This is a genomic window from Rhizobium sp. BG4, from assembly GCF_016864575.1.
Lineage (GTDB): Bacteria > Pseudomonadota > Alphaproteobacteria > Rhizobiales > Rhizobiaceae > Rhizobium.
This window is the reverse complement of sequence record NZ_CP044125.1, coordinates 950,023-972,441: the sequence shown is the minus strand read 5'-3', so window position 1 is coordinate 972,441 and position 22,419 is coordinate 950,023. Positions and strand designations below refer to the sequence as shown.

General features: G+C 63.2%; 23 protein-coding genes and 1 pseudogene. 13 read left to right on the top strand and 11 right to left on the bottom strand.

Annotated elements, in window-relative coordinates:
* Window positions 1-90 precede the first annotated feature (90 nt).
* The 6 genes and pseudogenes from F2982_RS05170 to F2982_RS05145 all read left to right on the top strand — a co-directional run bounded on the left by F2982_RS05170 (window position 91) and on the right by F2982_RS05145 (window position 4,691).
* On the top strand, window positions 91-471 hold the full coding sequence (locus F2982_RS05170; RefSeq protein ID WP_203429461.1) for a DUF983 domain-containing protein: 381 nt from the start codon (window positions 91-93) through the stop codon (window positions 469-471).
* Window positions 464-1,219 (top strand): SURF1 family protein, encoded by a 756-nt coding sequence (locus F2982_RS05165; protein ID WP_203429460.1) that lies wholly within the window; start codon window positions 464-466, stop codon window positions 1,217-1,219. The genes F2982_RS05170 and F2982_RS05165 overlap by 8 nt, the downstream gene beginning before the upstream one ends.
* 63 nt (window positions 1,220-1,282) lie before the next feature.
* Window positions 1,283-2,284, top strand: coding sequence for a 4-hydroxy-3-methylbut-2-enyl diphosphate reductase (gene ispH, locus F2982_RS05160; protein ID WP_199626332.1), 1,002 nt, complete (start codon window positions 1,283-1,285; stop codon window positions 2,282-2,284).
* A 177-nt stretch (window positions 2,285-2,461) separates the two neighbouring features.
* On the top strand, window positions 2,462-3,427 hold the full coding sequence (locus tag F2982_RS05155) for a homoserine kinase (protein WP_130278909.1): 966 nt from the start codon (window positions 2,462-2,464) through the stop codon (window positions 3,425-3,427).
* Window positions 3,424-3,864, top strand: a complete 441-nt coding sequence (gene rnhA, locus F2982_RS05150; RefSeq protein WP_112712859.1) for a ribonuclease HI — start codon at window positions 3,424-3,426, stop codon at window positions 3,862-3,864. Before F2982_RS05155 ends, rnhA begins: the two co-directional genes overlap by 4 nt.
* Before the next feature lie 24 nt (window positions 3,865-3,888).
* Window positions 3,889-4,691 (top strand): annotated as a pseudogene (locus tag F2982_RS05145) (endonuclease/exonuclease/phosphatase family protein).
* Here the strand turns inward: F2982_RS05145 and F2982_RS05140 are convergent.
* Complete coding sequence (locus tag F2982_RS05140) at window positions 4,688-6,583, bottom strand: diguanylate cyclase (RefSeq protein WP_203429459.1); 1,896 nt, start codon at window positions 6,581-6,583, stop codon at window positions 4,688-4,690. The pseudogene F2982_RS05145 and the gene F2982_RS05140 overlap by 4 nt on opposite strands.
* Before the next feature lie 260 nt (window positions 6,584-6,843).
* On the opposite strand from F2982_RS05140, the gene F2982_RS05135 reads away from it, so the two are divergent.
* Window positions 6,844-7,215: a hypothetical protein gene (locus tag F2982_RS05135; protein WP_348652514.1), complete on the top strand. Its 372-nt coding sequence runs from the start codon at window positions 6,844-6,846 to the stop codon at window positions 7,213-7,215.
* Window positions 7,216-7,275: 60 nt separating this feature from the next.
* On the opposite strand, the gene F2982_RS05130 is transcribed toward F2982_RS05135, so the two are convergent.
* Window positions 7,276-8,718: an FAD-binding oxidoreductase gene (locus tag F2982_RS05130; protein ID WP_203429458.1), complete on the bottom strand. Its 1,443-nt coding sequence runs from the start codon at window positions 8,716-8,718 to the stop codon at window positions 7,276-7,278.
* A 219-nt stretch (window positions 8,719-8,937) separates the two neighbouring features.
* Between F2982_RS05130 and F2982_RS05125 the strand changes: the two genes are divergently transcribed.
* Entirely contained in the window at window positions 8,938-9,246 is a 309-nt protein-coding gene (locus F2982_RS05125; RefSeq protein ID WP_203429457.1) for a Dabb family protein, read from the top strand.
* A 36-nt stretch (window positions 9,247-9,282) separates the two neighbouring features.
* Here F2982_RS05125 and F2982_RS05120 read toward each other — a convergent pair whose 3' ends face one another.
* From F2982_RS05120 to F2982_RS05110, 3 genes are read right to left on the bottom strand one after another with little or no spacing between them, the layout of a single operon-like run.
* Window positions 9,283-10,182, bottom strand: a complete 900-nt coding sequence (locus F2982_RS05120; protein ID WP_203429456.1) for a zinc ABC transporter substrate-binding protein — start codon at window positions 10,180-10,182, stop codon at window positions 9,283-9,285.
* 17 nt (window positions 10,183-10,199) lie between these two features.
* Window positions 10,200-11,072 carry a metal ABC transporter permease gene (locus F2982_RS05115; protein ID WP_203429455.1) on the bottom strand — a complete coding sequence of 291 codons (873 nt, stop codon included), beginning with the start codon at window positions 11,070-11,072 and terminating at the stop codon, window positions 10,200-10,202.
* A complete protein-coding gene (locus F2982_RS05110) occupies window positions 11,069-11,809 on the bottom strand; it encodes an ABC transporter ATP-binding protein (RefSeq protein ID WP_203429454.1) in 741 nt (246 codons plus the stop codon). Before F2982_RS05110 ends, F2982_RS05115 begins: the two co-directional genes overlap by 4 nt.
* Before the next feature lie 243 nt (window positions 11,810-12,052).
* On the opposite strand from F2982_RS05110, the gene F2982_RS05105 reads away from it, so the two are divergent.
* Complete coding sequence (locus F2982_RS05105; protein WP_203429453.1) at window positions 12,053-12,295, top strand: type II toxin-antitoxin system ParD family antitoxin; 243 nt, start codon at window positions 12,053-12,055, stop codon at window positions 12,293-12,295.
* Between the two features lie 374 nt (window positions 12,296-12,669).
* Here F2982_RS05105 and F2982_RS05100 read toward each other — a convergent pair whose 3' ends face one another.
* Window positions 12,670-13,155: a peroxiredoxin gene (locus F2982_RS05100; RefSeq protein WP_112712841.1), complete on the bottom strand. Its 486-nt coding sequence runs from the start codon at window positions 13,153-13,155 to the stop codon at window positions 12,670-12,672.
* 67 nt (window positions 13,156-13,222) lie between these two features.
* Window positions 13,223-14,065, bottom strand: a complete 843-nt coding sequence (locus tag F2982_RS05095; protein ID WP_203429452.1) for a protein-disulfide reductase DsbD domain-containing protein — start codon at window positions 14,063-14,065, stop codon at window positions 13,223-13,225.
* A 143-nt stretch (window positions 14,066-14,208) separates the two neighbouring features.
* On the opposite strand from F2982_RS05095, the gene F2982_RS05090 reads away from it, so the two are divergent.
* The 3 genes from F2982_RS05090 to F2982_RS05080 all read left to right on the top strand — a co-directional run bounded on the left by F2982_RS05090 (window position 14,209) and on the right by F2982_RS05080 (window position 16,261).
* Window positions 14,209-14,814 (top strand): YqgE/AlgH family protein, encoded by a 606-nt coding sequence (locus F2982_RS05090; protein ID WP_112712837.1) that lies wholly within the window; start codon window positions 14,209-14,211, stop codon window positions 14,812-14,814.
* Window positions 14,815-14,901: 87 nt separating this feature from the next.
* Entirely contained in the window at window positions 14,902-15,093 is a 192-nt protein-coding gene (locus tag F2982_RS05085) for a CsbD family protein (RefSeq protein ID WP_112712835.1), read from the top strand.
* An 82-nt stretch (window positions 15,094-15,175) separates the two neighbouring features.
* Window positions 15,176-16,261 carry a putative zinc-binding metallopeptidase gene (locus F2982_RS05080; RefSeq protein WP_203429451.1) on the top strand — a complete coding sequence of 362 codons (1,086 nt, stop codon included), beginning with the start codon at window positions 15,176-15,178 and terminating at the stop codon, window positions 16,259-16,261.
* Here the strand turns inward: F2982_RS05080 and F2982_RS05075 are convergent, their stop codons facing one another.
* Window positions 16,262-16,858, bottom strand: a complete 597-nt coding sequence (locus F2982_RS05075) for a TetR/AcrR family transcriptional regulator (protein ID WP_246777511.1) — start codon at window positions 16,856-16,858, stop codon at window positions 16,262-16,264.
* Window positions 16,859-17,051: 193 nt separating this feature from the next.
* On the opposite strand from F2982_RS05075, the gene F2982_RS05070 reads away from it, so the two are divergent.
* Window positions 17,052-17,447 carry a RidA family protein gene (locus tag F2982_RS05070; RefSeq protein WP_203429450.1) on the top strand — a complete coding sequence of 132 codons (396 nt, stop codon included), beginning with the start codon at window positions 17,052-17,054 and terminating at the stop codon, window positions 17,445-17,447.
* Window positions 17,448-17,510: 63 nt separating this feature from the next.
* Here the strand turns inward: F2982_RS05070 and F2982_RS05065 are convergent, their stop codons facing one another.
* From F2982_RS05065 to F2982_RS05055, 3 genes are all read right to left on the bottom strand, one after another.
* Window positions 17,511-18,611: a porin gene (locus F2982_RS05065; RefSeq protein ID WP_203429449.1), complete on the bottom strand. Its 1,101-nt coding sequence runs from the start codon at window positions 18,609-18,611 to the stop codon at window positions 17,511-17,513.
* A 276-nt stretch (window positions 18,612-18,887) separates the two neighbouring features.
* Window positions 18,888-21,800 carry a sensor domain-containing phosphodiesterase gene (locus tag F2982_RS05060; protein ID WP_203429448.1) on the bottom strand — a complete coding sequence of 971 codons (2,913 nt, stop codon included), beginning with the start codon at window positions 21,798-21,800 and terminating at the stop codon, window positions 18,888-18,890.
* Window positions 21,797-22,411 carry a GNAT family protein gene (locus tag F2982_RS05055; RefSeq protein ID WP_203429447.1) on the bottom strand — a complete coding sequence of 205 codons (615 nt, stop codon included), beginning with the start codon at window positions 22,409-22,411 and terminating at the stop codon, window positions 21,797-21,799. Before F2982_RS05055 ends, F2982_RS05060 begins: the two co-directional genes overlap by 4 nt.
* Window positions 22,412-22,419 lie beyond the last annotated feature (8 nt).

Sequence of the window (22,419 nt, the reverse complement as noted above, 5' to 3'; positions counted from 1 at the left end):
TGAGGCGAAATCGCGCAGGTATTTCCCTTCGTCCTGCGGATACTTTATGGGAGAGTTAAGGCGGCTTTAGGTGACGCCACGGGAATCCACATGCAAGAAGACACCGCTCTCTTTCCTCCGGTCGATCCGGTCAAGACAGGCATCAAGGGCTGCTGCCCGCGCTGCGGCAATGGCAAGCTGTTCGACGGCCTGCTGTCGCTGAAGCCGCGCTGCGCCGCCTGCGGCCTGGATTATGCCTTCGCCGATTCGGGCGATGGTCCTGCCGTCTTCGTCATCCTGCTCGTCGGCTTCGTCGTCATTGGCAGCGTGCTCTGGCTCGAGGTCAATTACGCGCCGCCGATCTGGCTGCACATTCTGCTCTTCGGCCCGCTGACGATCATCCTGTCGCTGCTGACGCTGCGCTGGTGCAAAGGCATCCTGATCGCCATGCAATACCGCCACAATGCCCGTGAAGGACGCCTGAGTGACTGACATGAATATCCCGGCCGCGCGCCGCAAGCTGCCGGTCTTCACCGGCATCGCGGTGCTGATCGCGCTCGCCATTCTCATTTCCCTCGGCACCTGGCAGGTCGAGCGCCTCTATTGGAAGGAGGGCCTGCTTGCCGATATCGCCGCGCGCCGCAATGCCGCTCCAGTGCAGCTTGCCGATATCGAACAGATGCTCTCTTCCGGCACCGATATCGAATATCGCCCGGTCACCGTCACCGGCCGCTACGTCAACAACAAGGAGCGCCACTTCCTCGCCACCTGGCGCGGGGAGGCGGGCTTCTACGTCTATACGCCGCTCGAGCTTGCCGACGGCCGCTACCTCTTCGTCAATCGCGGCTTCGTTCCCTATGAGAATAAGGAGCCGGAAATGCGCATGCAGGGCCAGCTGACCGGCCAGCAGAGCGTCACCGGCCTCGCCCGCAACCGTCTCCCCGGGAAGCCCTCCTGGGTGGTGCCTGACAACGACATCGCCAAGAACATCTTCTACTGGAAGGATATCGACGCGATGGGATCGAGCGACGGCTTCGATGCCTCGAACGTCGTGCCCTTCTTCATTGATGCGGATTCGACCCCGAACCCGAAGGGCTTCCCGATCGGCGGCGTCACCGAGATCGACCTGCCTAACAACCACCTGGAATACGCCTTCACCTGGTACGGACTGGCCGCCGTGCTGGTCGGCATCGTCGGCGTCTCCTGGTTCCGCGGCCGCCGCGGCGCTCCCGCGCAATAGTATTGCTTCAATTCGTCCCCATATTGGGCTAGACACCCGGGACGACGGACATCGGACTTGAACATGAATATCGCAGCGAAACCTCCTCTGACGATCAGGCTTTGCGGGCCGCGCGGCTTCTGTGCCGGCGTCGACCGCGCCATTCAGATCGTCGTTCTGGCGCTGAAATCCTACGGCGCCCCGGTCTATGTCCGCCACGAGATCGTGCATAACCGCTATGTCGTCGAGGGCCTGGAAGCCAAGGGTGCCGTCTTCGTCGAGGAGCTCAACGAGATCCCGGAAGAACACCGCGCCCAGCCGGTCGTCTTCTCGGCGCATGGCGTGCCGAAGTCGGTTCCCGAGGATGCCAACAGCCGCAACCTCTTCTATCTCGACGCCACATGCCCGCTGGTCTCCAAGGTCCACAAGCAGGCGATGCGCCACAACCGCCTCGGTCGCCACGTCGTGCTGATCGGCCATGCCGGCCACCCGGAAGTCATCGGCACGATGGGCCAGCTGCCGGAAGGCTCGGTCTCGCTGATCGAGACCGTCGAGGACGCCGATACCTATCAGCCGGTCGACCCTGACAATCTCGGCTACGTGACGCAGACGACGCTCTCGGTCGACGATACCGCCGGCGTCATCGCCCGCCTTGAACAGCGCTTCCCGAACCTGACGGCGCCGGCCGCAGACAGCATCTGCTATGCCACGACCAACCGCCAGGAAGTCGTCAAGCAGGCCGCACCCGGCTGCGATCTCTTCATCATCGTCGGTGCCCCGAACTCGTCCAATTCCAAGCGCCTCGTCGAAGTGGCGCTGAGGGCCGGGGCGACGAAGTCGATCCTCGTGCAGCGCGCCTCCGAACTGAACTGGGACGAGATCGGCCAGATCTCGACGCTCGGCCTCTCCGCCGGCGCGTCGGCCCCCGAGGTCATCGTCAACGAGATCATCGAAGCCTTTCGCGCCCGTTTCGCAGCCCAGGTGGAGCTTGCTGAGACGGTGCAGGAAAACGAACACTTCCTCGTCAACCGCGAGCTCCGCAACATCGAGCTGACCGCGGCGGATATGGCTTTCGTGAACGGCTAGCGCGGCGTTGCGGGGGCACTTGCCTCTGTTCTGCCGCTCGCTCCAAGATGATTTGTTTGGGGAAAGCTCCACCGGAGGCCGATCTCCCCCCTTGTGGGGGAGATATCAGGCAGGGCAGAGCGGGTATCCCGCGCCCTGAAGGCTTCCACTCTATCGAACCGACCGTGAGACCGCACCTTGGCCGTTTACACCGATATCTCCGAAGACGATCTGAAGTGGTTCCTGACGGAATATGAGACCGGCGAGCTGCTCTCCTACAAGGGCATTGCCGAGGGCGTCGAGAACTCGAATTTCCTGCTGCACACCTCGAAGGATCCGCTGATCCTGACGCTCTATGAAAAGCGCGTCGAGAAATCCGATCTGCCGTTCTTCCTCGGCCTGATGCATCACCTGGCCGCCCGCGGCCTGTCCTGCCCACTGCCGCTGCCGCGTAGGGATGGCGCGCTGCTCGGGCGCCTGTCCGATCGTCCGGCGGCGCTGATCTCCTTCCTCGAAGGCATGTGGCTGCGCAAGCCCGAGGCGAAGCACTGCCGCGAAGTCGGCAAGGCGCTGGCGCAGATGCATATCGCCGGTGAAGGCTTCGAGCTGAAGCGTCCCAATGCGCTGTCCATCGATGGCTGGAAGACGCTTTGGGAAAAGTCCGAAGCCCGCGCCGACGAGGTCGAGAAGGGCATGTCGGACGAGGTTCGGGCCGAAATGGATTTCCTCTCGGCCCACTGGCCGAAAGACCTGCCTTCAGGCGTCATTCATGCCGATCTCTTCCCTGATAACGTCTTCTTCCTCGGCGATACGCTCTCCGGCCTGATCGACTTCTACTTCGCCTGCAACGACCTGCTCGCCTACGACGTCTCGATCTGCCTGAACGCCTGGTGCTTCGAAAAGGACGGCGCCTACAACATCACCAAGGGCACGGCCTTCCTCGACGCCTACCAGAGTGTGCGCCCGCTGAGCGAGGCCGAACGCACGGCTCTTCCGATCCTGGCGCGCGGCTCGGCGCTGCGCTTCTTCCTGACCCGCCTCTATGACTGGCTGACGACGCCTGAGGGCGCCATGGTCACCAAGAAGGACCCGCTCGAATATCTGCGCAAGCTGCGCTTCCACCGCCAGATCAAGTCGGCGGCCGAATACGGGCTTTCGGCATGAAGCACGTCGAGATTTTCACCGATGGTGCCTGCTCCGGCAATCCCGGCCCCGGCGGCTGGGGCGCGATCCTGCGCTATGGCGAGGTCGAGAAGGAACTCTCGGGCGGCGAAGCCGAGACCACCAACAACCGCATGGAACTGCTGGCGGCAATCTCCGCTCTCTCGGCGCTGAACACGCCCTGCGAGGTCGATCTCCACACCGACAGCAAATATGTCATGGACGGCATCTCCAAGTGGATCTTCGGCTGGAAGAAAAACGGCTGGAAGACCGCCGACAAGAAGCCGGTGAAGAACGGCGAGCTCTGGCAGGCGCTCGACGCCGCCAATCAGCGCCACAAGGTCAAGTGGCACTGGGTCAAGGGCCATGCCGGCCATCCGGAAAACGAGCGCGCCGACGAACTGGCGCGCATGGGCATGGCACCCTACAAGAAGAAGTAGGCAGGCAAAGCGGGGGAGGCGGCACTGCGGATCATTTCTCTGAACGCCTGGGGCGGCAAGATCCATGAGCCGCTGATCGATTATCTCGCCGGCGCCAAAGCCGATATCATCTGCCTGCAGGAAGTCACCCGTTCCGTCGGCGTCACGAGCGGCTGGCTGGAATATCGTGACGGCAGCCACATACTGCCGCAGCGCGCCAATCTGTTCGACGAGGTGAAGGCCGTTCTGCCGGAACATGATGGCATCTTCGCCCCTGCCTCGCGCGGTGAACTCCTGGATGGCGAGACAGCCGTCCCCTCCGAATTCGGCCTCGCCACCTTCGTCCACCGCTCGCTCGCCATCTCCGGCCAGGCGATGGATTTCGTCCACGGCGCCTTCTCGCCCGATGGTTACGGCGCCCATCCGCGCCCGCGCAACGCGCAGGTTTTGCGCCTCTTCGACTATGCCTCTGGCCGCCCGCTCGTCGTTGCCCAGCTGCATGGCCTGCGCGACATGGCCGGCAAGGGCGATACACCGGCCAGACTGGAGCAAGCCGAGGCGCTGGTCTCGTTGATCGGGCGTATCCGCAAGCAGGACGAGCCACTTGTCATCTGCGGCGATTTCAACGTGCTGCCGATAGCGCCACCTTCGAGATCCTGGGCCAGCTCGGCCTCACCGAGCTCGTCACATCAGGCGGCTTTGCGGGAACGCGCACCTCGCTCTATCCGAAGGACGGCCGCTTTGCCGATTACATGCTGGTATCACCGGGCGTGAGCGTCACCCGCTTCGAGGTCGTCAGGGAGCCTGAAGTTTCCGATCACTGCGCTCTGCTCTTGGATATCGCCTAGCCGTTTGCCGTCCGTGCACTGGCGGGCGATTCCCAGATCGAGATCCGGTCGCGGCCATTGCGCTTGGCGTCGTAAAGCGCCTCGTCGGCATGCTGCATGAACTCGGCAGGCGTCGTCGCGCGGGCACGGCTCTGCTTGACGGCAATGCCGGCACTCGCCGTTACCCGTCCGAACTCGCTGCCCGTATGCGGCAGGTTCAGCGCATGCAGCGCATCGCGGAACTGTTCGGCAACACGGCAGGCATCCGCCTCGTCGGCTTCGGGCATCAGCACGACGAATTCCTCGCCGCCGAAGCGGGCGACGATATCGGTATCGCGCCGGGCCGCCTTGCGCAGGCAGTCGGTGACAGCCTTCAGGCATTCGTCGCCGGCCAGGTGCCCGTAGGTGTCGTTATAGGCCTTGAAGCGGTCGACATCGATCATCAGCAGGCTGAGTGGCGTGCGCTCGCGCACACTGCGGGCGAGCGCCAATGCGAGGGCCTCGTCGAAGGCGCGGCGGTTGACGATGCCGGTCAGGCCGTCGGTCTCGGCAAGGCTCTTCATCCGGTCGGCAACGGCGCGCAGCGAATGCTCGGCCTGCTTCATCGCGGTCACGTCGGAGACGACGACGAGCGCCATGCCATCGGCGGTCATGCGGGTGCGCAGGCTCAGCCAGCGGCCGTCATAGAGGTCGATTTCCTCGTCCTTGTCGCGATGCAGGTCGCGTGCTGCGGTCTCGATCCACTCTTCGTCGATCTCGGCGGGGAAGCTGCGGCGCTCCTGCGTCTCGACCGCCTTGCGCAGGATGTCGCGAATGTTGAAACCGGCAACGCGCACCACGCCGGAAAGCGGGAAGAGATGCGCATATTGCGGGTTGGCGTAAACGAGGTCGCCCTTCGGATCGTACATCGCAAAGCCATCGGACATGCCGGACATCGCGTGCGAGAGCATGTTGCGGTTCGCGCGCAGCTCGCGCTCGATGCTGCGCTCCTCGGTAATGTCGCGGGTGACGCCCGCAAGGCCGATGACGATGCCGTCGCGGTCGCGCAGCGGCACTTTCGAGGTGCGGAACCAGTGCTCCTTGTCGCCCTGCTGCAGCGGCTCGATCTTGTTGATCAGCGCTTCGCCGCTGCGCATCAGCGCCTGCTCTTCGGCAAACAGGACTTCGGCGCGGCGCTGGGTGGCGATGTGGAAATCGGTGGCGCCCACCATCGCTTCCGGCGAGGTGAAATGATGATGCTCGGCGACATTGCGGTTGACGACGACGAAGACGCTGTCGCGGTTCTTCACATATTGGAAATCCGGCGTCTGCGTCAGCGCTGCGGTCAAGAGATCGCGGTCCAGTGCCATATGCTCGAACTGCAGGAGCAGCGCACCGGCAACGATGATCGCGCCGAAATTCAGCACGACAGCAGGCACGCCCACCAGCTGCAACGCCATGGCGCTGATCTGCGCCGGCAGGACCAGCATCGTCGCCAGCAGCGTGACGGAAACCAGCGCGCCGAGAATGAACGTATCGGCAAGCCTTGCCTTGCGGCGCTTCTGCAGCACCCGCAGCGTCAGCGACACCGCACCGACGCAGGCAATGCTGATCATTCCGTCAAGCGCGCCGGCGCCACCCATCTGCAGGCGGAAGGCGACGGCCAGCGGGATCGTCAGAGTGGCGGAAGGCGCGCCGCCGAACAGCGCGGAGATGGCGACCAGCGAATAGCGCAGGTCGATGAAGACGCCATTGCTGAGCGGCACCGACATCATCATCGAAGCCATCGTCCCGGCGCCCATCACCGCGCCGAAGGCAAGCTTCGTCTGCAGGTCGGTCATCAGCCGGAATCGGAAATAGATGTGAGCCCAGATCGAGATCACAAGTGCAACGATGGCAAGATTGCCGATCAGTATTTGCCAGGTTGTATTCATGCAGTACTAATGAACCCAGACGCGCCAATCCCCGCATTTGTAAGGCTTTTTCCTTTAAGCGGGTTTAATTGAATGGAGATTGCGCAAGAAAATCCTGCGCCGGATTTGAGCGTTTGCACCAGCGTCGTTCCAATCGGACACATCCACAAACCGATCACCTTCGTATCAAAGTCTGTGAAGCGCGATGCGAGGATTGAATGGCCGTGCACATTGGGATGTGGTTTGAACCATCCCTGGAATCGAGATTTTGGTGGCGGCTTGTGTTGTCGGCGATCTACCTGACCGTCGGCATCCTTCACATGCTGCTACCGGGTCCGTTTCTCAGGATCATGCCGGCTCTGGTGCCGTTTCCGGCTGCTGTTGTCTTCATCACCGGCGCATGCGAGGTGGCGGCCGCGGCCGGGCTGCTTTCGTCGCCCTTTCGCGCCGCCGCAGGGATTGGGCTCGCCGCCTATGCGGTCTGCGTCTATCCCGCCAATATCAAGCATGCGATCGACGGATTGTCGGCGGTCGACGCCAGTACCTATGCCTGGCTCTATCATGTGCCGCGGCTGGCCTTTCAACCGGTTTTTGTCTGGTGGGCGCTCTATGCGGGCGGGATCATCGACTGGCCGTTCCCGCAAGCCCGTTAGCCGGCCGGCGGAGCGCATCCGCCGGCCTGTTCATGGCAAGCCGCCTGAGCCAGCGCGCCGTCAGCTTGCCGCCCGCATCTCCGGCAGTGGCTTGACGTTCTGGTTCATGCGGAACAGGTTTTCCGGGTCGTAGTGCCGCTTGATCTCGGCCAGCCGCCGGTAGTTCTTCCCATAGGCCTTCTCCACCCGGTCTGCCTCGTCCTCGGGCATGAAGTTGATATAGGCCGTGCCGATCGCATGCGGCTTGGTGGCTTCGAAAAGCCCTCGCGCCCAGGCGATCCCTTTCTGATCCATGGCTTTGTCGCGCCAGCGCCCATGGACGTTCATGATGAAATGCGAGCTGCGCTGCGGGAAAGCCGTCGCCTCGCCGGCGATCCGGCCGGCGGCACCGCCGACATGGCCGACGAAGATTTCGCATTCCGGCCCCGGCAGCTTGCGCACCGCATCGAGCAGCACGGCAATCGCCTGATCGGAGAGCGCCGCGAAATCCTGGCTCTTCCAGTAGTTTCGGGCGCCAGGCGTCAGCAGCGGATCGAAGGCCTGCTGCCAGGCGGCGAAGGGCACCGGCCCCACGACATCGGCGATCGGCTTGCCGATCCCGCGAAGCTCCGCCGTTGCTGCCTGTCCAGCGGCGAGATCGCCGCAATAGCACATGGCGAGCACCAGGACTTCCTTGCCGTGCCATTCGGCGGGCAGGAAGGGCAGGGGCGGCGCCTGGCGCATCACCGCCCAGCAGGTCAGCTCGTCCGGCGCCTTCTCGAGTGCGGCGCGATACTGCTTCAGCACCATCTCGGCATCGGCAAAGGCATGAACGACGAGGCCCGCGAGCACATTGCCGGGCAGATCGTGCAGGCGGAATTCGAAGGAGGTCACGACGCCGAAATTGCCGCCGCCACCGCGCAGCGCCCAGAAGAGATCGGGATCCTCCTTTTCGCTGACCCGTCTCAGCTTGCCGTCAGCGGTGACGACATCCATCGAGATCAGGTTGTCGAGCGTCAGCCCGTATTTGCGCGTCGTCCAGCCGAAGCCGCCGCCGAGCGTCAGGCCGGCAATACCCGTCGTCGAGTTGATGCCGGTCGGCAGAACCATGCCGAAAGCCTGCGTTTCCGCATCGACATCGGCAAGCGTGGCACCGGGCTCCACCCGCATGCGCCGCGTCGCCGGATCGACCCAGACGGACCGCATCGCCGAGAGATCGATCATCACGCCGCCCTCGCAGACGGCATTGCCGGCAATGTTATGGCCGCCGCCGCGCACCGCGAGCAGCAGGTGATTGTCATGGGCGAAGCGGACAGCCTTGATGACGTCGCTGGCGCCGGCGCAGCGCACGATCATCCCCGGCTTGCGGTCGATCATCGCATTCCAGATCGTCCGGGCTTCGTCGTAGTCGCTATCCGCCTTGGTGATCAACCGTCCGCGCAATCCCGCCGCAAGGGCCTCGATCGCATCGGCGCGCATGACTTTATGGCCCTTCTGCAGGGTCGTGAGGTTCATATCATCCATGATGGTCCTCCCTACGATGGGAGCCCCCGTCCCATCGGGGCGGCATTTTGCGCCTGCGCAAACGCATCCACAAGCTATTGCTAATAAATGTATCCGGGGATGGAAAACGTGCGGCACCTTGCCCGCGATGCGGGATTTAAACCGGACCCGCCATTTCTGGCGGGCTTGCCCTCGGTGCCATTCCCACTATGCTGCCGCGCAGAAACTGGGAGGAACCATATGATCCTGCATTGCGTATTTCTGCGGCTGAAGGCCGCCATGACCGGCGAAGAGAAGCAGGCACTGTTCGGCTCGGTCGTTGCGCTGCAGCAGGTCATTCCGGGGATCATCGACATCAAGCATGGCCCGAACGTCTCGCCGGAAGGCTTGCATGGCGGCTTCGTCGAAGGCTTCGTGGTCACCTTCGAGAGCCCGGAAGCGCGTGACGCCTATCTCATCCATCCTGAACATGTCGCGGTCGGCGAGAAGATCGTCGAATCCGTCGATGGCGGCCTCGGCGGCCTCCTGGTCTTCGACCTCAACGTCTGAGGAAAAGGCCGCGGATCGCTCCGCGGCCATCCGTACTCAGCTCGACTTTGCCATCGCCGCGGCGATCTGGTCGACATTGTAGCGGAACATCTTCTCATAGGTCGGGGCCGGTCCCTTGGCGTCCGAGAGCGATTCCACATAGAGCTCGCCGCCGGGCTTTGCGCCGGTTGCCTTCGCCACCTGCTTGACGAGGCGCGGGTCGTTCGAGTTTTCGAAGAAGTAGGTCTTCACGTTCTCGGCCTTGATCTGCTCGATCAGCTTGGCGACGTCGGCAGCCGAGGCTTCGCTCTCGGTGGAAACGCCGAGCGGCGCCAGGAAGCTCACCTGATACTCGCGGCCGAAATAGCCGAAGGCGTCGTGGCTGGTCAGCACCTTGCGGCGATCGTCGGCGACTTTGTCAAATTTCGAATGCGCATAGGCATCGAGTTCGTCGAGCGTCTTCGTGTAGCGGTCGGCATTCGTCTTGAAGGCGGCGGCATCGGCCGGATCGGCAGCCGAAAGCGCCTTCTCGATATTCACCACCCAGACCTTGACGTTGACCGGGCTGTTCCAGACATGCGGATCGGTCACGGTCTTGCCGTCCTCTTCCATCGTCCGCGTGTTGATGCCTTCGGAAGCCGTGACCGGCGTGCCCTTGTAGCCGGAAGCGGTGATCAGCCGGTCCATCCAGCCTTCCAGGCCTTCGCCGCTGACGAAGGTGACCTCGGCTGCCTTCAGGTGCTTGGCATCGGCGGGCGAGGGCTCGAATTCATGGGGGTCGCCGTTCGGGCCGACGAGGCTGGTGACGCTGACATGATCGCCGCCGACCTGCTTGACGACATCGGCAAGCACGGTGAAGGAGGCGACGACCTTCAGCGTTTCGGCCGAAGCCGGCATCGCCGAGGCGGCAAGCAGCGCCGGCAGCGCGGCGGAAAGAAGTAATCTGCGGGAAAGCATGGTCAGTCTCCTTGGGTTCAGCCCTTGAGATGGGGGCGGGGGAAAAGGCGCCGGGCAATGCCGGAGGGCGCAAAGAGGATCGAAAGCGTGTAGAGGCTCGCCGCCGTCATGATGATCGTCGGTCCGGAGGCGAGCTCGAGATGGTAGGAGGCGATCAGGCCGAGATAGCCGGACGCCGTGGCGCTGAGGACGGAGATCACCATCATCTGCGGCAGGCTGCGCGACCAGAGCTGGGCAATCGCCGCCGGCAGCATCATCAGGCCGACGGCCATCAGCGTGCCGAGCGCCTGGAAGCTGGCCACCAGATTGAGCACGACGAGCAGCAGGAACAGGAAGTGATAAAGCGGTCCACGGCCGCCGACGGCGCGCAGATAGCCGGGATCGAAACATTCGGTGACCAGCGGCCGGTAGATCACCGCCAGCGCCAGCAGCGTGATCGAGGCGATCGTGCCGATCTGGGTGAGCGCCGGCGTATCGATCGCCAGGATGGTGCCGAACAGCACATGCAGCAGATCGATATTCGAGCCCCGCAGCGAGACGATCAGCACCCCGAGCGCCAATGATGCAAGGTAGAAACTGGCAAAGCTCGCATCCTCCTGCAGCACGGTCATGCGGCTGACGACGCCCGAAAGCAACGCCACCGACAGCCCGGCCACCAGCCCGCCGATCCCCATCGCCGTCAGCGACAGCGAGCCCGCGACCAGATAGCCGATCGCCGCCCCCGGCAGCACCGCATGGCTCATCGCATCGCCCATCAGGCTCATCCGCCGCAGCATCAGGAAGACGCCGATCGGACCGGATCCGAGCCCGAGGCAGAGGCAGGCGACGAGCGCCCGGCGCATGAAGCCATAATCGGCGAAGGGTGCGAGAAAGATGTCGTAGGCGGTCATGCGGCAGGCTCGCAGATGGCGGCTTCCTCGTCCCAGCGCTCGGCCATCGCCCGCGCCGTCATCAGGTTCGCCGCCGACATCACTTCGGATGTCGGCCCCCAGCCGATCAGCTCGCGGGCGATCAGCATCGTCTCGGGAAAATGCGCCCGCACCTGTTCGAAATCGTGCAGCACGGCAATCACCGTGCGCCCGTCGCCATGCCAGCGGGCGACGATATCGAGAAGGTCGCGCGTGGTGCGCGCATCGATTGCGGTAAATGGCTCGTCGAGCAGGATCACCCGGGCATCCTGCAGCAGCAGCCGCGCGAACAGCACGCGCTGAAACTGCCCGGCCGACAGCGAGCCGATATGCCGATTGTCGAAACCATCGAGCCCGACCGCCGAAAGCGCCTCCAGCGCCTTCAGCCGTTCGGCCTCCGAAACGCGCCCGAACGCACCCGCCTGCCGCCATGCGCCGAGCATCACGGTATCGAGAACCGAGATCGGAAACCGCCGGTTTATATCGGCCGCCTGCGGCAGATAGCCGAAATCAAGCCGCGCCAGCCGATGCCGGATCATCCCGGCCGCCGGTCTCAGCTCCCCCACCAGCGCCTTCAAAAGCGTCGACTTCCCCGCCCCATTCGGCCCGGCAATCGCCGTCAGGCTACCCTCGCGGATGCTGCCGGAGACATGATGCACCGCCGGATGCCGGTCATAGGTAACGGTGACATTCTCAAGCTCGATCAGGGGAACACTCACGGCAACACCGCCGCCCAATAGATCGCCAGCCAGAGAGAGGAGATCAGCAACAACACGAAACCGGCGCGCGCAAAGGCGGATTGCCGGAGCAGATTGGGGAGGGGGCGAGGCATTGCAGGCTTTCTAAAATGTAATAACATTACTGTTATGTTGTAACGTTTATGGCAAAAGCGGGGCGGGTGCAAGCGGGGTGGATGCGGTGCCTACGACTTTCCGGTAACCTGTGGGCAAGGGAGTGTCGCCATGAAGGTTTCGATCGAAAAGCAGTGGGAGGATTTTGTCGAGAAATTGGTAGCGCGGGGGCGCTATCGCTCACCTGAAGAGGTCGTCACCACAGGATTGAGCCTCGTCGCGCAGCGGGAGGCGCGGCTGAAAAAGCTGCGCGATATCATTGATGCTTCCATCGCGACCGGTGGCGACGTCAGCGACGACGAGCTGGGTGCTGCGTTGGCAGCGCGGATAGCTGGCCTAAAAACTCAACGCTAGCTAGGATACTCGGTCCTCTCCTCCCTCACTCCTGTGCTTGTCACAGGAATTCAGTCGCCGCGCGTCTGCGCGGCGGGAGAAGTCTTTTCGGCGCAAGGAGTTGGGCCGGCTCTGTGAAGAGCACAGAGATGGGGAAGACCTGTACTCGCGGCCCCCTCATCCGCCCTTCGGGCACCTTCTCCCCGCGGGGGAGAAGGGAGCACCGCGGCTGCCTCTCGCGCCAACATCCCTCTCCCCAGCGGGGAGAGGGCAGGGTGAGGGGCTCCGGGCGCGGTGTATGGTTTCGCCCGCCGCTCAGGCGCGCCCCGGCCGCAGTCTTCGAAACACACCCTCCCAAAACAAAAGCGGCGAACCTCAGTCCGCCGCCCCAATCCTCAAAGCTGCTCGATCATCGCAGCTGCACCCGAAACCGTTGCCTGGCCCGGGCTTTCCTCGACGTTGAGCGACTTCACGACGCCGTCTTCGACGAGCATCGAGTAGCGTTTGGAGCGGACGCCGAGGCCGCCGGCGGAGAGGTCGGCTTCGAGGCCGAGCGCCTTGGTGAAGCCGGCGTCCCAGTCGGCCAGGAAGTGGATCTTGCCGGCGCCGCCGGACTGCTGTGCCCAGGCGCTCATCACGTGCCAGTCGTTGACGGCGACGACGGCGATGTCATCGACGCCCTTGCCGAGAATGGTGTCGCGGTTTTCGAGATAGCCCGGCAGGTGGTTCAGCGTGCAGGTGGGCGTGAAGGCGCCGGGGACGGCGAAGAGCACGACGCGCTTGCCCTTGAACAGCTGCTCGGTCGAGATCTCGACCGGGCCGTCGGCGGTCTTTTCCTTGAAGGTGGCGGCCGGAAGCTTGTCGCCGATTGCGATGCTCATGAAACTCTCCTCGTTGAGATGATGAAGCGGCAGATGCCGCAGGGTCGGTGGGGACTATAGGAGCCGGTCACTCAAAGGCAAGCGGTGTCTCCATGGCGCGGCCGCCGTCGATGACGAGCGCATGCCAGGTCTTGCCCTTGAGCGCATAGTTGCGCGGCAATTTGCCGATCGCGACCGAGGTCGAGAAGGTCTTGCCGTCGCGCTTGCTCATCAGCTGCTTGGTGAAGACATAGCCGTTCGGCCCGGTGACAATCACCTGCGGCGCCGTGTCGCCGCCGCCGGGTAGGGCGATCTCCAGCCACAGCTCCTTCGTGTCGGCGGACATCTTGTGCGACACCACCTGGAAGCCGGACGAGGCCTCTTCGGGAAGGGCTTTCTCCGCCTGTTCCAGCAACGCCTCTTCCTCCGGGCGCGATTGCCGGGCGCTCGAAAGCGGCAACTCGAAGGCCGCCTGGAAGGGCACGCAGAGCTCCTTGCAGATGCCGATGAAGGCGGTGGCCTTGATCGCGCCGGGCGCCCCGTCGCCGTCCGCCTTGAAGGTCAGCGGCAATACGACCGGGGCGTCGTAGCCGATGTCGTCGACCTTGCCGTCGTTGATATGCTTCGGCACCGGATAGCGGATATCCTTCAGCGCCACGCCGCTTTCGGGCGCCACTGTGATCTGCGGCGGAATACCACTGCTGCCGGGCTCGCGCCAATAGGTGATCCAGCCGGGTTTCGGCTCGATCTGCAGCCCGCCATGGATCGTTCCGTCGCGCTCCGGCGGCAGCGCGATCAGCCGCATCCGGCCGCCCTCGTTATCGACCCAGTCGCTCATTTCCGCCTGCGCGGCGGCAGCCAGGCTGAGGAGGGCTGCGGCAGAAAGACCGAGGCCGCGGATAATCCGTCGCGTAAAAGAAATAATCTTCATGGAACAAAGGTTTATCGAAAAGTGCTACAGGCTGCCATATGAGGAGTGATTCTAATTCTTCATTTTCGGTTGATTGATTTGTGACATTGCCCCATGTTTCCTGTGTCGGGGCCTTTTCACGCGGTCTGGCAGCAGGAGGAATTATGTCCTTATCGACGCTGAAGAACAGACGGGAACGCGGCTTTTTCGACGGGCAGTTCCTGATTGCCATGCCCGGCATGGAAGACAGGAATTTTGCGCGCACGGTGGTCTATATCTGCGCGCATTCGGATGCCGGGGCCATGGGCTTCGTCATCAACCGCCCGCAGAGCCTGACCTTTACCGACGTCCTGCTGCATCTCGAAATGATCAAGGACAGCGATTCCATCGTTCTTCCCGATCACGCCCGCGACTTCCCGATCCAGACCGGCGGCCCGGTCGAGAGCGGCCGCGGCTTCGTGCTGCATTCCGATGATTATCTGAGCGATTCCAGCATCCCCGTCAGCGACGATATCTGCCTGACGGCGACGCTCGATATCGTCCGCGCCATCTCCAAGGGCGGCGGTCCCAAGCGCGCCACCATGCTGCTCGGCTATTCCTCCTGGGGTGCCGGCCAGCTGGAAACCGAAGTCGGCAACAATGGCTGGCTGACCTGCGCTGCCAACGAAGCACTGATCTTCGATCGCAGCCTCGACGACAAATACGAGCGAGCTCTGGCGGGCATGGGCGTCACTGCGGCGATGCTCTCTGCTGAAGCTGGCCACGCCTGACTTTCTTCGGAACGAATTCAGATAGCTGACGTTAGTCCTTCCGCAAGCCAGGGCAAGGTCGCCCCGGCGCGATAGGAGGCATCTGATATGGGTAGCACCAGCGACAAGATTTCCGGCAAGACCAACGAGATTGCAGGCAAGGCAAAGCAGGCCGCCGGCAAGGTGACCGGCGACCGCAGCATGCAGGCCAAGGGCGCAGTCCAGGAAGGCAAGGGCAAGGCCCAGGTCGCGGCAGGCAAGGCCAAGGACAAGCTGAAGGACGCCGTCGACCGGATGTAAGCATCCTTCCATTTCCATGACACATGCCTGTTGCGCAGCGGCGCGGCAGGCATTTTTCGTCCGTTCGTGCCGGGGTGCTTCCATGAGACTTTTCGCCTGCGACAACTGTGATCAGGTCGTCCATTTCGACAATCGCCAATGCGTGCGCTGCAATCATCGCCTGGGCTTCCTGCCCGAGGATGTGGCAATGCACGCGCTAGAGCCGCGCGATGACGTGGCCTGGCAGCTGGTCGCGAGGCCGCAGAGGGCGGTGCGCTTCTGCGCCAATGCCGCTCTCGATATCTGCAACTGGCTGACCTCGGCCGATGATCCCAATCCTTTCTGCATCGCCTGCCGGCATAACCGGCTGGTGCCCAACACAAATACGCAGGACGGCATCGACCGCTGGCGCCGCATCAGTCAGGCGCAGCGCCATCTCTTCTATTCGCTGCTGCGCTGGCACTTGCCGCATCCCGACCGCGAGGAAGATCCGCAGGGCGGGCTGGTCTTCGACTTCCTGGAGGACGTGGTGCAGAACGACGGCAATGTCGTGCCCGCCATGACCGGCCACGAGGAGGGGCTGATCGCCATCCGCGCCGCCGAGGCCGACGACGTGACGCGCGAGCTGGCGCGCAACGCCATGGACGAGCCCTACCGCACGCTGCTCGGCCACTTCCGCCACGAGACCGGGCATTTCATCTGGAACAAGTTGGTGCGTGACCGCAATGGCTTCGATGCCTTCCGCGCGGTCTTCGGCGACGAGCGCCAGGATTATGGCGTCGCCCTTCAGAACCACTATGCCAATGGCGCGCCGCTCGGCTGGCAGGAGAGCTTCATCAGCGCCTATGCCGCCTCCCATCCCTGGGAGGATTTCGCCGAGTGCTTCGCCCACTACCTGCATATCGTCGATACGCTGGAGACGGCGCGCGCCTTTGGCATCGCCATCGATCCGCGCGGTCACGAGGAGATGGCGGCGGAAGTCGATTTTCAGCCTTACAGGGCCAAGGATGCCGAACAGCTCGCCAGCGCCTGGATCCCGCTCAGCGTCGCCATCAATGCCATCCAGCGCAGCATGGGCCAGCCGGATTCCTATCCTTTCGTGCTCTCGCCGCCCGTCATCGCCAAGCTCGACTATGTGCACGCCCTGATCCAGGGCGCCAACATGGAGTGGCAGCGCGCGGCGGCCTGATCAGGCGGGCGTCTTCAGTAGGCCGCTTGCGAGCTGCTTGAACGCTTCGACGGCCTTCGCGAAGACCTCGGCGGAATCCTTTTCCGCGGCGATCCACAGCGCCGCATTCAGCGCCGCGCCGTTATAGAGGCGGGCGGCAGCTTCCGCATCGACAGGTTTGACCGTGCCTTCATTGATCAGCGCCTGGATCGTCGCCGCCGTCGTCGTCAGGCAGGCGTTCTGGCTCGGCCATTGCGAGGGATCGCCGAGAACGGCGGGACCGTCGAGCAGCATGATGCGCTGGATCTCCGGCTCGAGCGCCATCTCGATATAGGCGATCCCCTCGGCCAGAAAGCCCTCCCAGCGCGTCGGTGCCTGTTTCTGCGCAGCGCACATCCGCACCAGCATTTCCGCATCGATCTGGTCGATCACCGCCTGCAGCAGACCCTTTTTGTCGCCGAAATTATGATAGAGCGCGCCGCGCGTCAGTCCGGCCTCGGCGGTGAAATCATCCATCGAGGATGCGGCGTAACCCTTTGTCGCAAAAGCCTTCCGGCCCGCCTGGATAAGCTTGGCCCGGGTCTCTTCCATCATTTCCGCGCGGCGTTTTCCAACCACGGCACTCTCCTGAAATCGAACATACGTCTCGTATGCATATTGACATACGAGACGTATGCAAACATATACGCATACGGAGCGTATATCAAAATCGCTGCCACTTGTTAAGTGCGGACCTCACCACAGATCACGGTGCAAGGCCGGGCAGGCGCGTGTCTGCCCGCGGGGTCCGCTTTGTCATCAGGAGTTAGACATGACCAAACGCGAAGCAATCTTTCCGGCTGACCGCCACGCCCTCTACACCGCGCACCGCTATTCCGCGGCGGTGCGTTCAGGTGACCTGCTGTTCGTCTCCGGCCAGGTCGGCAGCCGCGCCGACGGTTCGCCGGAGCCGGATTATGAGCGGCAGGTGACGCTCGCCTTCGAAAACCTCAATGCCGTGCTGAAAGCTGCCGGCGCGACGTTCGAGGACGTCATCGACGTCACCAGCTTCCACACCGATCCGCAAAACCAGTTCGAGACCTTCATGGCGATCCGCGAGACCTTTCTCGGCGAAGCGCCTTATCCCACCTGGACCGCCGTCGGCGTCAACTGGCTGGCCGGCTTCGATTTCGAGATCAAGGTGATCGCGCGGGTGCCGCAGGCCTGAATGCACAAAAGCAAAAGACCCGGCCTTGCGCCGGGTCTTTCTTTCACTGTGAAGCAAGCGCTCTCAGAAGTCGCGTTCCAGACGCACGAAGCCTTCGACGTAATGCGAGTCGTCGGTGCCCGGGAAGTCGTGGTTCTCGGCCACGTAGGTTGCCGCCGTATGCAGGGTGAGGTCGTCGACGATCTTGTAGTCGAGCGTCACGCCGCCGCGCCACATGCTGCCGCCGTGATATTCGTCGTCGGCTTCGCGGATCCGGCCGCTATATTGCGCTTCCGGCGTGATGGTGAACTTGTCGTTGATCTTCAGCGCATATTGCGCGATCACCGACCATTCGCTGGCCTGGTAGTAAGTATTGGGTCCGCTCGAATAGATGCCGGCAAGTTCGAAGACGCCGGGGCCGATTTCCGCGCCCATGCGCGCCGTCACGGAACCGTCCTGCATGGCGGCGTCGTAGCCGCCATAGACCTGCCAGGTAAAGACGCCTGCCTTGCCGCCGATCATCGCGTCGATGCCGAGACCGCTTTCGGCTCCGTCGAAGTCTGCAGGCAGTTCATCGAGCGACAGGCCGGCATTGAAGCTGTCGCTGTCATATTCGTAGCGGATCGCATTCCATTTGGTGTCGTTGCCGGTCATCAGATCGGATTCACCGGAAAAGTCGTTGTCCCACCAGCTGGCGAAGCGGCCGGCGCGGATGCCCGCGAGCTCCATATAGGCTTCGTCGATGATCGTGTTATCGGTGCCATAGGCCGCGGCGTTCGACCAGCCGACAAACTCGGTCGTGTGCGTGGCCGGTCCACCGCCGCCGTAATAGTTGGATTCGAGCACGATGCGGCTCGTCAGCGGGCCATATTCGGTATCGCTCTTGGCGTCGAAGCTCACATGGGCGCGGGTATGGCTTTCCCAGTCCTGATCGCCGGCGCCACCCGGCCCGTTGTTCTCATAGCCGTCCCCAAAGCCATAGCCGACTTCGAAGCGCAGATAGCCGCCGATCTTCAGGCAGGTCTCGGTGCCCGGTATGTAGAAGTAGCCCGTTCCGTACGCGTCGCAGACGCGGACATATTCCACGGGTTCCGGCTCGGCAGCGACGATGGCGTCGGCAGCCTGGGCGCCGGATACTGCTGCGAATGCAGCAGCGGAGCCGAGAAGAAGGCTCTTGATGTTCATGCTTGTCTCCGTTTCAGAGCCCACCTTGCGGTTGGCTCGCATGTGGCGCGAGGCGTGCGGTGCCGCGAGGGGGACGCCGGAGAGGGAACGCGCCGATTGGCAACGGAAACAGTAAGCTCGCTGGGAGCCGGTTTCGTCAATTATATGCTAAACGCACATGTATAAAAAAGTGGCAAAGCGCCTCAAACGTGACGCCTTTGTCACATCGTTCTGTCGCAATTTGCAATCAGAAGGAAGTGTTTCGCGGGAAAATTCCCGCGAAAAGATATTCTCGGCTCAAGCCCGCTTCGTCAGCGGAAAGCGTTCCTTCAGCAGCCGCAGAACCGATTCCGACGGCATCGGCGGGCCGAAGAGGTAGCTCTGGCCGTAGCTGCAGCCCATCTTCGCCAGCTCGATCGCATCCTCGTTGGATTCGATCCCCTCGGCCACCACCTTCATGTCGAGTTCGCGGGCCATGTTGATGACCGAGCGCAGGATGGTCGCCTTCTTGTCGCTGTCGTCGCGCACCAGCGCCTTGTCGAGCTTGATCGTGTCGAACGGGAAGCGGGTGAGGTAGGAGAGGGACGAATAGCCGGTGCCGAAATCGTCGAGCGCCAGGCCGAGGCCCGCTTCCTTGAGCTTCTGCAGCACCAGGCGCGCCTGTTCCGGGTTCTCCATCACCATCGATTCCGTTAGCTCCAGCTTCAGACGCGAGGGTTCGCAATGCGTCTTGGCAAGCACCGAGCGCACGTCGTCATAGAGTTCGTTGTTGAGCAGCTGGACGCTGGATAGATTGATCGAAACGAAGATCGGCAGTTCGCCGGTCTGGTTCTGCCAGCCCATCAGGTCGTTGGTCGCCTGCTCGAGCGCGAAGAGGCCGAGCGGGCCGATAATGTCGGAAGCCTCGGCGATCGGGATGAATTCCGACGGCGGGATATTGCCGCGCTTCGGATGTTCCCAGCGCATCAGTGCCTCGAAACCGGCGATCTCGACATTCTCCAGCCCGGCGATCGGCTGGTAGACCATCGACAGTTCCTTGCGCTCGATGGCGCGACGGAGGTCGGATTCCAGCTGCAGACGGTCGGCGCCGAAATCGCGGAAGGCGGGGCGGAACGGCTCGACGCGATTGCCGCCGGCGCGTTTGGCGCGATACATCGCAAGCTCGGCATCGCTCAGCATGCCCGATGCGTTTTCCTGCTGGTCCACCCAGGAGGCGAGGCCGATCGACGCGGTCAGGATGATCTCGCGGTTCGAGAAGTTGATCGGCACCATGATCGCCTTGCTGATCGCATCGGCAAAATCGGCGATCTTCGCCGGGTCGCGTTCGGAGACCAGGATCAGGCCGAACTGGTCGCCGGCAAGGCGCGCCAGCGTATCCTGCTGCTTCAAGAGGCGGCGAAGGCGGCGCGTCAGCGCGATCAGGATGTTGTCGCCGGCAGCAACGCCGAGCGCGTCGTTGACCAGCTTGTAGCGGTCGATATCGATCACCATTACCGTCGGCCGCAGTGTCTCGCCCGAAGGCGCCAGCGCCAGAACGGATTGCAGGCGGTCGAGGAAGAGCTGGCGGTTCGGCAGGCCGGTCAGGTTGTCGTGCAGCGCGTCATGGAGCAGCCGCTCGACGGAGTTCTTCTGTTCGGTGACATCGACGATCGTGCCGACGCAGCGGATGATCTCGCCGTTGGAGCCGAGCACCGGCCGGGCACGGATCAGCAGCCAATGGAAATGGCCGTCCTCGGCGCGGATGCGGAATTCGTGGTTCAGACGCCCGCGACGATGTTCGAGCAGAACGTCGAGCGTGGCGCGGAAACGGTCGCGGTCGTCAGGGTGCAGGCGAGGCAGCCAGTTGCGCGCTGCCCCATGCATGGTTCCCGGTGAGAGCCCGAGCTTGACGGAAACGTCGGGGATGGTGACGACGCGGTCGCGCGCCACGTCCCAGTCCCAGACCATGTCGCCGGAGCCGGTGAGTGCGAGAGACTGCCGCTCCAGATCGGAGAACAGACCCTGCTGGAACGCGCCGCCTGCAAAGGCGTGCTGCATGACGGTGAAGCCGATCAGCAGCACGATGAGGACGAGGCCGCCGCCGAGCGCCGGCTGGATGATATCGTTGTCGAGCCGTCCGGTGATCGTCAGCCACGCCCCGAAGATCCAGACGAGGATCAGCGCCCAGGCGGGCACCAAGAGGATGGCGCGGTCATAGCGGTTGAGGCCGAGATAGACGATCAGCACCAGACCCATCGTCGCCGTCAGCGCGAAGGAGAGGCGGGCGATACCGGCGGCGATCGACGGGTCGTAGATCGCCACGCCGAAGAGCAGGGCAAGGCCGAGCACCCAGGCGAGCGTCGCATAGCCGAGATGCGTGTGCCAGCGGTTGAGGTTCAGATAGGTGAACAGGAAGATCACGAAACTCGAGGCGAGCGCCACTTCGGCGCAGGCACGCCATATTCGCTGGTCCGCCGAGGCGATGCTGATCAGCTTGCCGAGGAAGCCGAAGTCGACGCAGATATAGCCGAGTACCGCCCAGGCGAGTGCGGCCGTCGCCGGCAGCATCGAGGTTCCCTTGACGACGAACAGGATCGTCAGGAACACCGCCAGCAGACCGGCAATGCCGAGCACGATGCCGCGATAGAGCGTGAAGGCGTTGATCGTGTCCTTGTAGGCGTCGGGTTCCCAGAGGTAGATTTGCGGCAGATCGGGGCTGGTGAGCTCGGCGACGAAGGTGATGACGGCGCCCGGGTTCAGCGTGATGCGGAAGACGTCGGCCTCGTCGCTCGGCTGCCGGTCGAGCGCAAAGCCCTCGCTCGGCGTGATTGCCATGATGCGCTGCGAGCCGAGATCCGGCCAGAAAAGCTTGGAATTGACGAGGCGGAAATGCGGGGCGACGATGACGCGCTCCAGCTGCTCTTCCGAAACGTTGGCCAGCGCGAATACCGCCCAGTCGCCCTGGTGGTTGTCCGAGCTGGCACGTACCTCAATACGGCGCCGGATACCGTCGGCACCGGCCGCGGTGGAAACCTGGAAGGCCTCGCCCTGGTTGGCATAGATTTCGGTAGTCTTGGTCAGGTCGAGCGCCGTGTCGTCACGCGAAATCTTGACCGGTTCAGCCGCATGCGCGGTGCCTGCAGCCAGCGCAAGCACCGACAGGAAGAGGGCTGCGATCACCGCGATCAATCGGCCGGACGGTGATAGGTGCAGCATGCGGTTCGTGGTCATCGGCTGTCGGTTTTCCTGCCTGTATCCGCGTCGGTGGCGAGCAGTGAAAACATCACATGGTCATGCCACTGACCGTTTATTTTCAAGTATCCGCGCAGATAGCCTTCCCGCTGAAACCCGGCTTTTTCAAGCAGGCGAATGCTCCGTGCGTTGTCTGGAATACAGGCTGCTTCGATACGGTGCAACTCAAGCCCTGCGAAGATATAGGGTATAACCAACTGAAGTGCGGCGAACATATGGCCCTGGCCGGCGTGCCTCTCGCCCATCCAGTAGCCGATCATGCAGCTCTGCGCCGCCCCTCGGCGGATATAGCCGATGGTGATGCCGCCTAGCAGTTCCATCTCGGGCTTGGAAAACAGGAAGAGCGGGATCGCCTGTCCGGAAGCATATTCCTGCTTGCCGCGAATGACGCGGGCGCGGAAGGCGCCTTCCGTCAGTTCGTCACGCCGCCAGGTCGGCTCCCAGGGCTCCAGGAACCGGCGGCTGTCCGAGCGCAGCCTGTGCCACTGGTTGAAGTCCTGATAGCGGGGCAGCCGCAGCGCATAGCGGCTGTTTTCCAGCTCGACTGCTTCCGGCTGCCGCGACAGGAACCGAAAAACCGATTTGGGCATCGATCACT

Coding starts and splice junctions, on each gene's coding strand:
- F2982_RS05065 (WP_203429449.1), bottom strand. CDS start 18,611: ATGAACATCAAGAGCCTTCTTCTCGGCTCCGCTGCTGCATTCGCAGCA.
- F2982_RS05060 (WP_203429448.1), bottom strand. CDS start 21,800: ATGACCACGAACCGCATGCTGCACCTATCACCGTCCGGCCGATTGATC.
- rnhA (WP_112712859.1), top strand. CDS start 3,424: ATGAAGCACGTCGAGATTTTCACCGATGGTGCCTGCTCCGGCAATCCC.
- F2982_RS05105 (WP_203429453.1), top strand. CDS start 12,053: ATGAAGGTTTCGATCGAAAAGCAGTGGGAGGATTTTGTCGAGAAATTG.
- F2982_RS05140 (WP_203429459.1), bottom strand. CDS start 6,583: ATGAATACAACCTGGCAAATACTGATCGGCAATCTTGCCATCGTTGCA.
- F2982_RS05090 (WP_112712837.1), top strand. CDS start 14,209: ATGTCCTTATCGACGCTGAAGAACAGACGGGAACGCGGCTTTTTCGAC.
- F2982_RS05170 (WP_203429461.1), top strand. CDS start 91: ATGCAAGAAGACACCGCTCTCTTTCCTCCGGTCGATCCGGTCAAGACA.
- ispH (WP_199626332.1), top strand. CDS start 1,283: ATGAATATCGCAGCGAAACCTCCTCTGACGATCAGGCTTTGCGGGCCG.
- F2982_RS05100 (WP_112712841.1), bottom strand. CDS start 13,155: ATGAGCATCGCAATCGGCGACAAGCTTCCGGCCGCCACCTTCAAGGAA.
- F2982_RS05130 (WP_203429458.1), bottom strand. CDS start 8,718: ATGGATGATATGAACCTCACGACCCTGCAGAAGGGCCATAAAGTCATG.
- F2982_RS05095 (WP_203429452.1), bottom strand. CDS start 14,065: ATGAAGATTATTTCTTTTACGCGACGGATTATCCGCGGCCTCGGTCTT.
- F2982_RS05115 (WP_203429455.1), bottom strand. CDS start 11,072: ATGACCGCCTACGACATCTTTCTCGCACCCTTCGCCGATTATGGCTTC.
- F2982_RS05125 (WP_203429457.1), top strand. CDS start 8,938: ATGATCCTGCATTGCGTATTTCTGCGGCTGAAGGCCGCCATGACCGGC.
- F2982_RS05055 (WP_203429447.1), bottom strand. CDS start 22,411: ATGCCCAAATCGGTTTTTCGGTTCCTGTCGCGGCAGCCGGAAGCAGTC.
- F2982_RS05085 (WP_112712835.1), top strand. CDS start 14,902: ATGGGTAGCACCAGCGACAAGATTTCCGGCAAGACCAACGAGATTGCA.
- F2982_RS05080 (WP_203429451.1), top strand. CDS start 15,176: ATGAGACTTTTCGCCTGCGACAACTGTGATCAGGTCGTCCATTTCGAC.
- F2982_RS05120 (WP_203429456.1), bottom strand. CDS start 10,182: ATGCTTTCCCGCAGATTACTTCTTTCCGCCGCGCTGCCGGCGCTGCTT.
- F2982_RS05070 (WP_203429450.1), top strand. CDS start 17,052: ATGACCAAACGCGAAGCAATCTTTCCGGCTGACCGCCACGCCCTCTAC.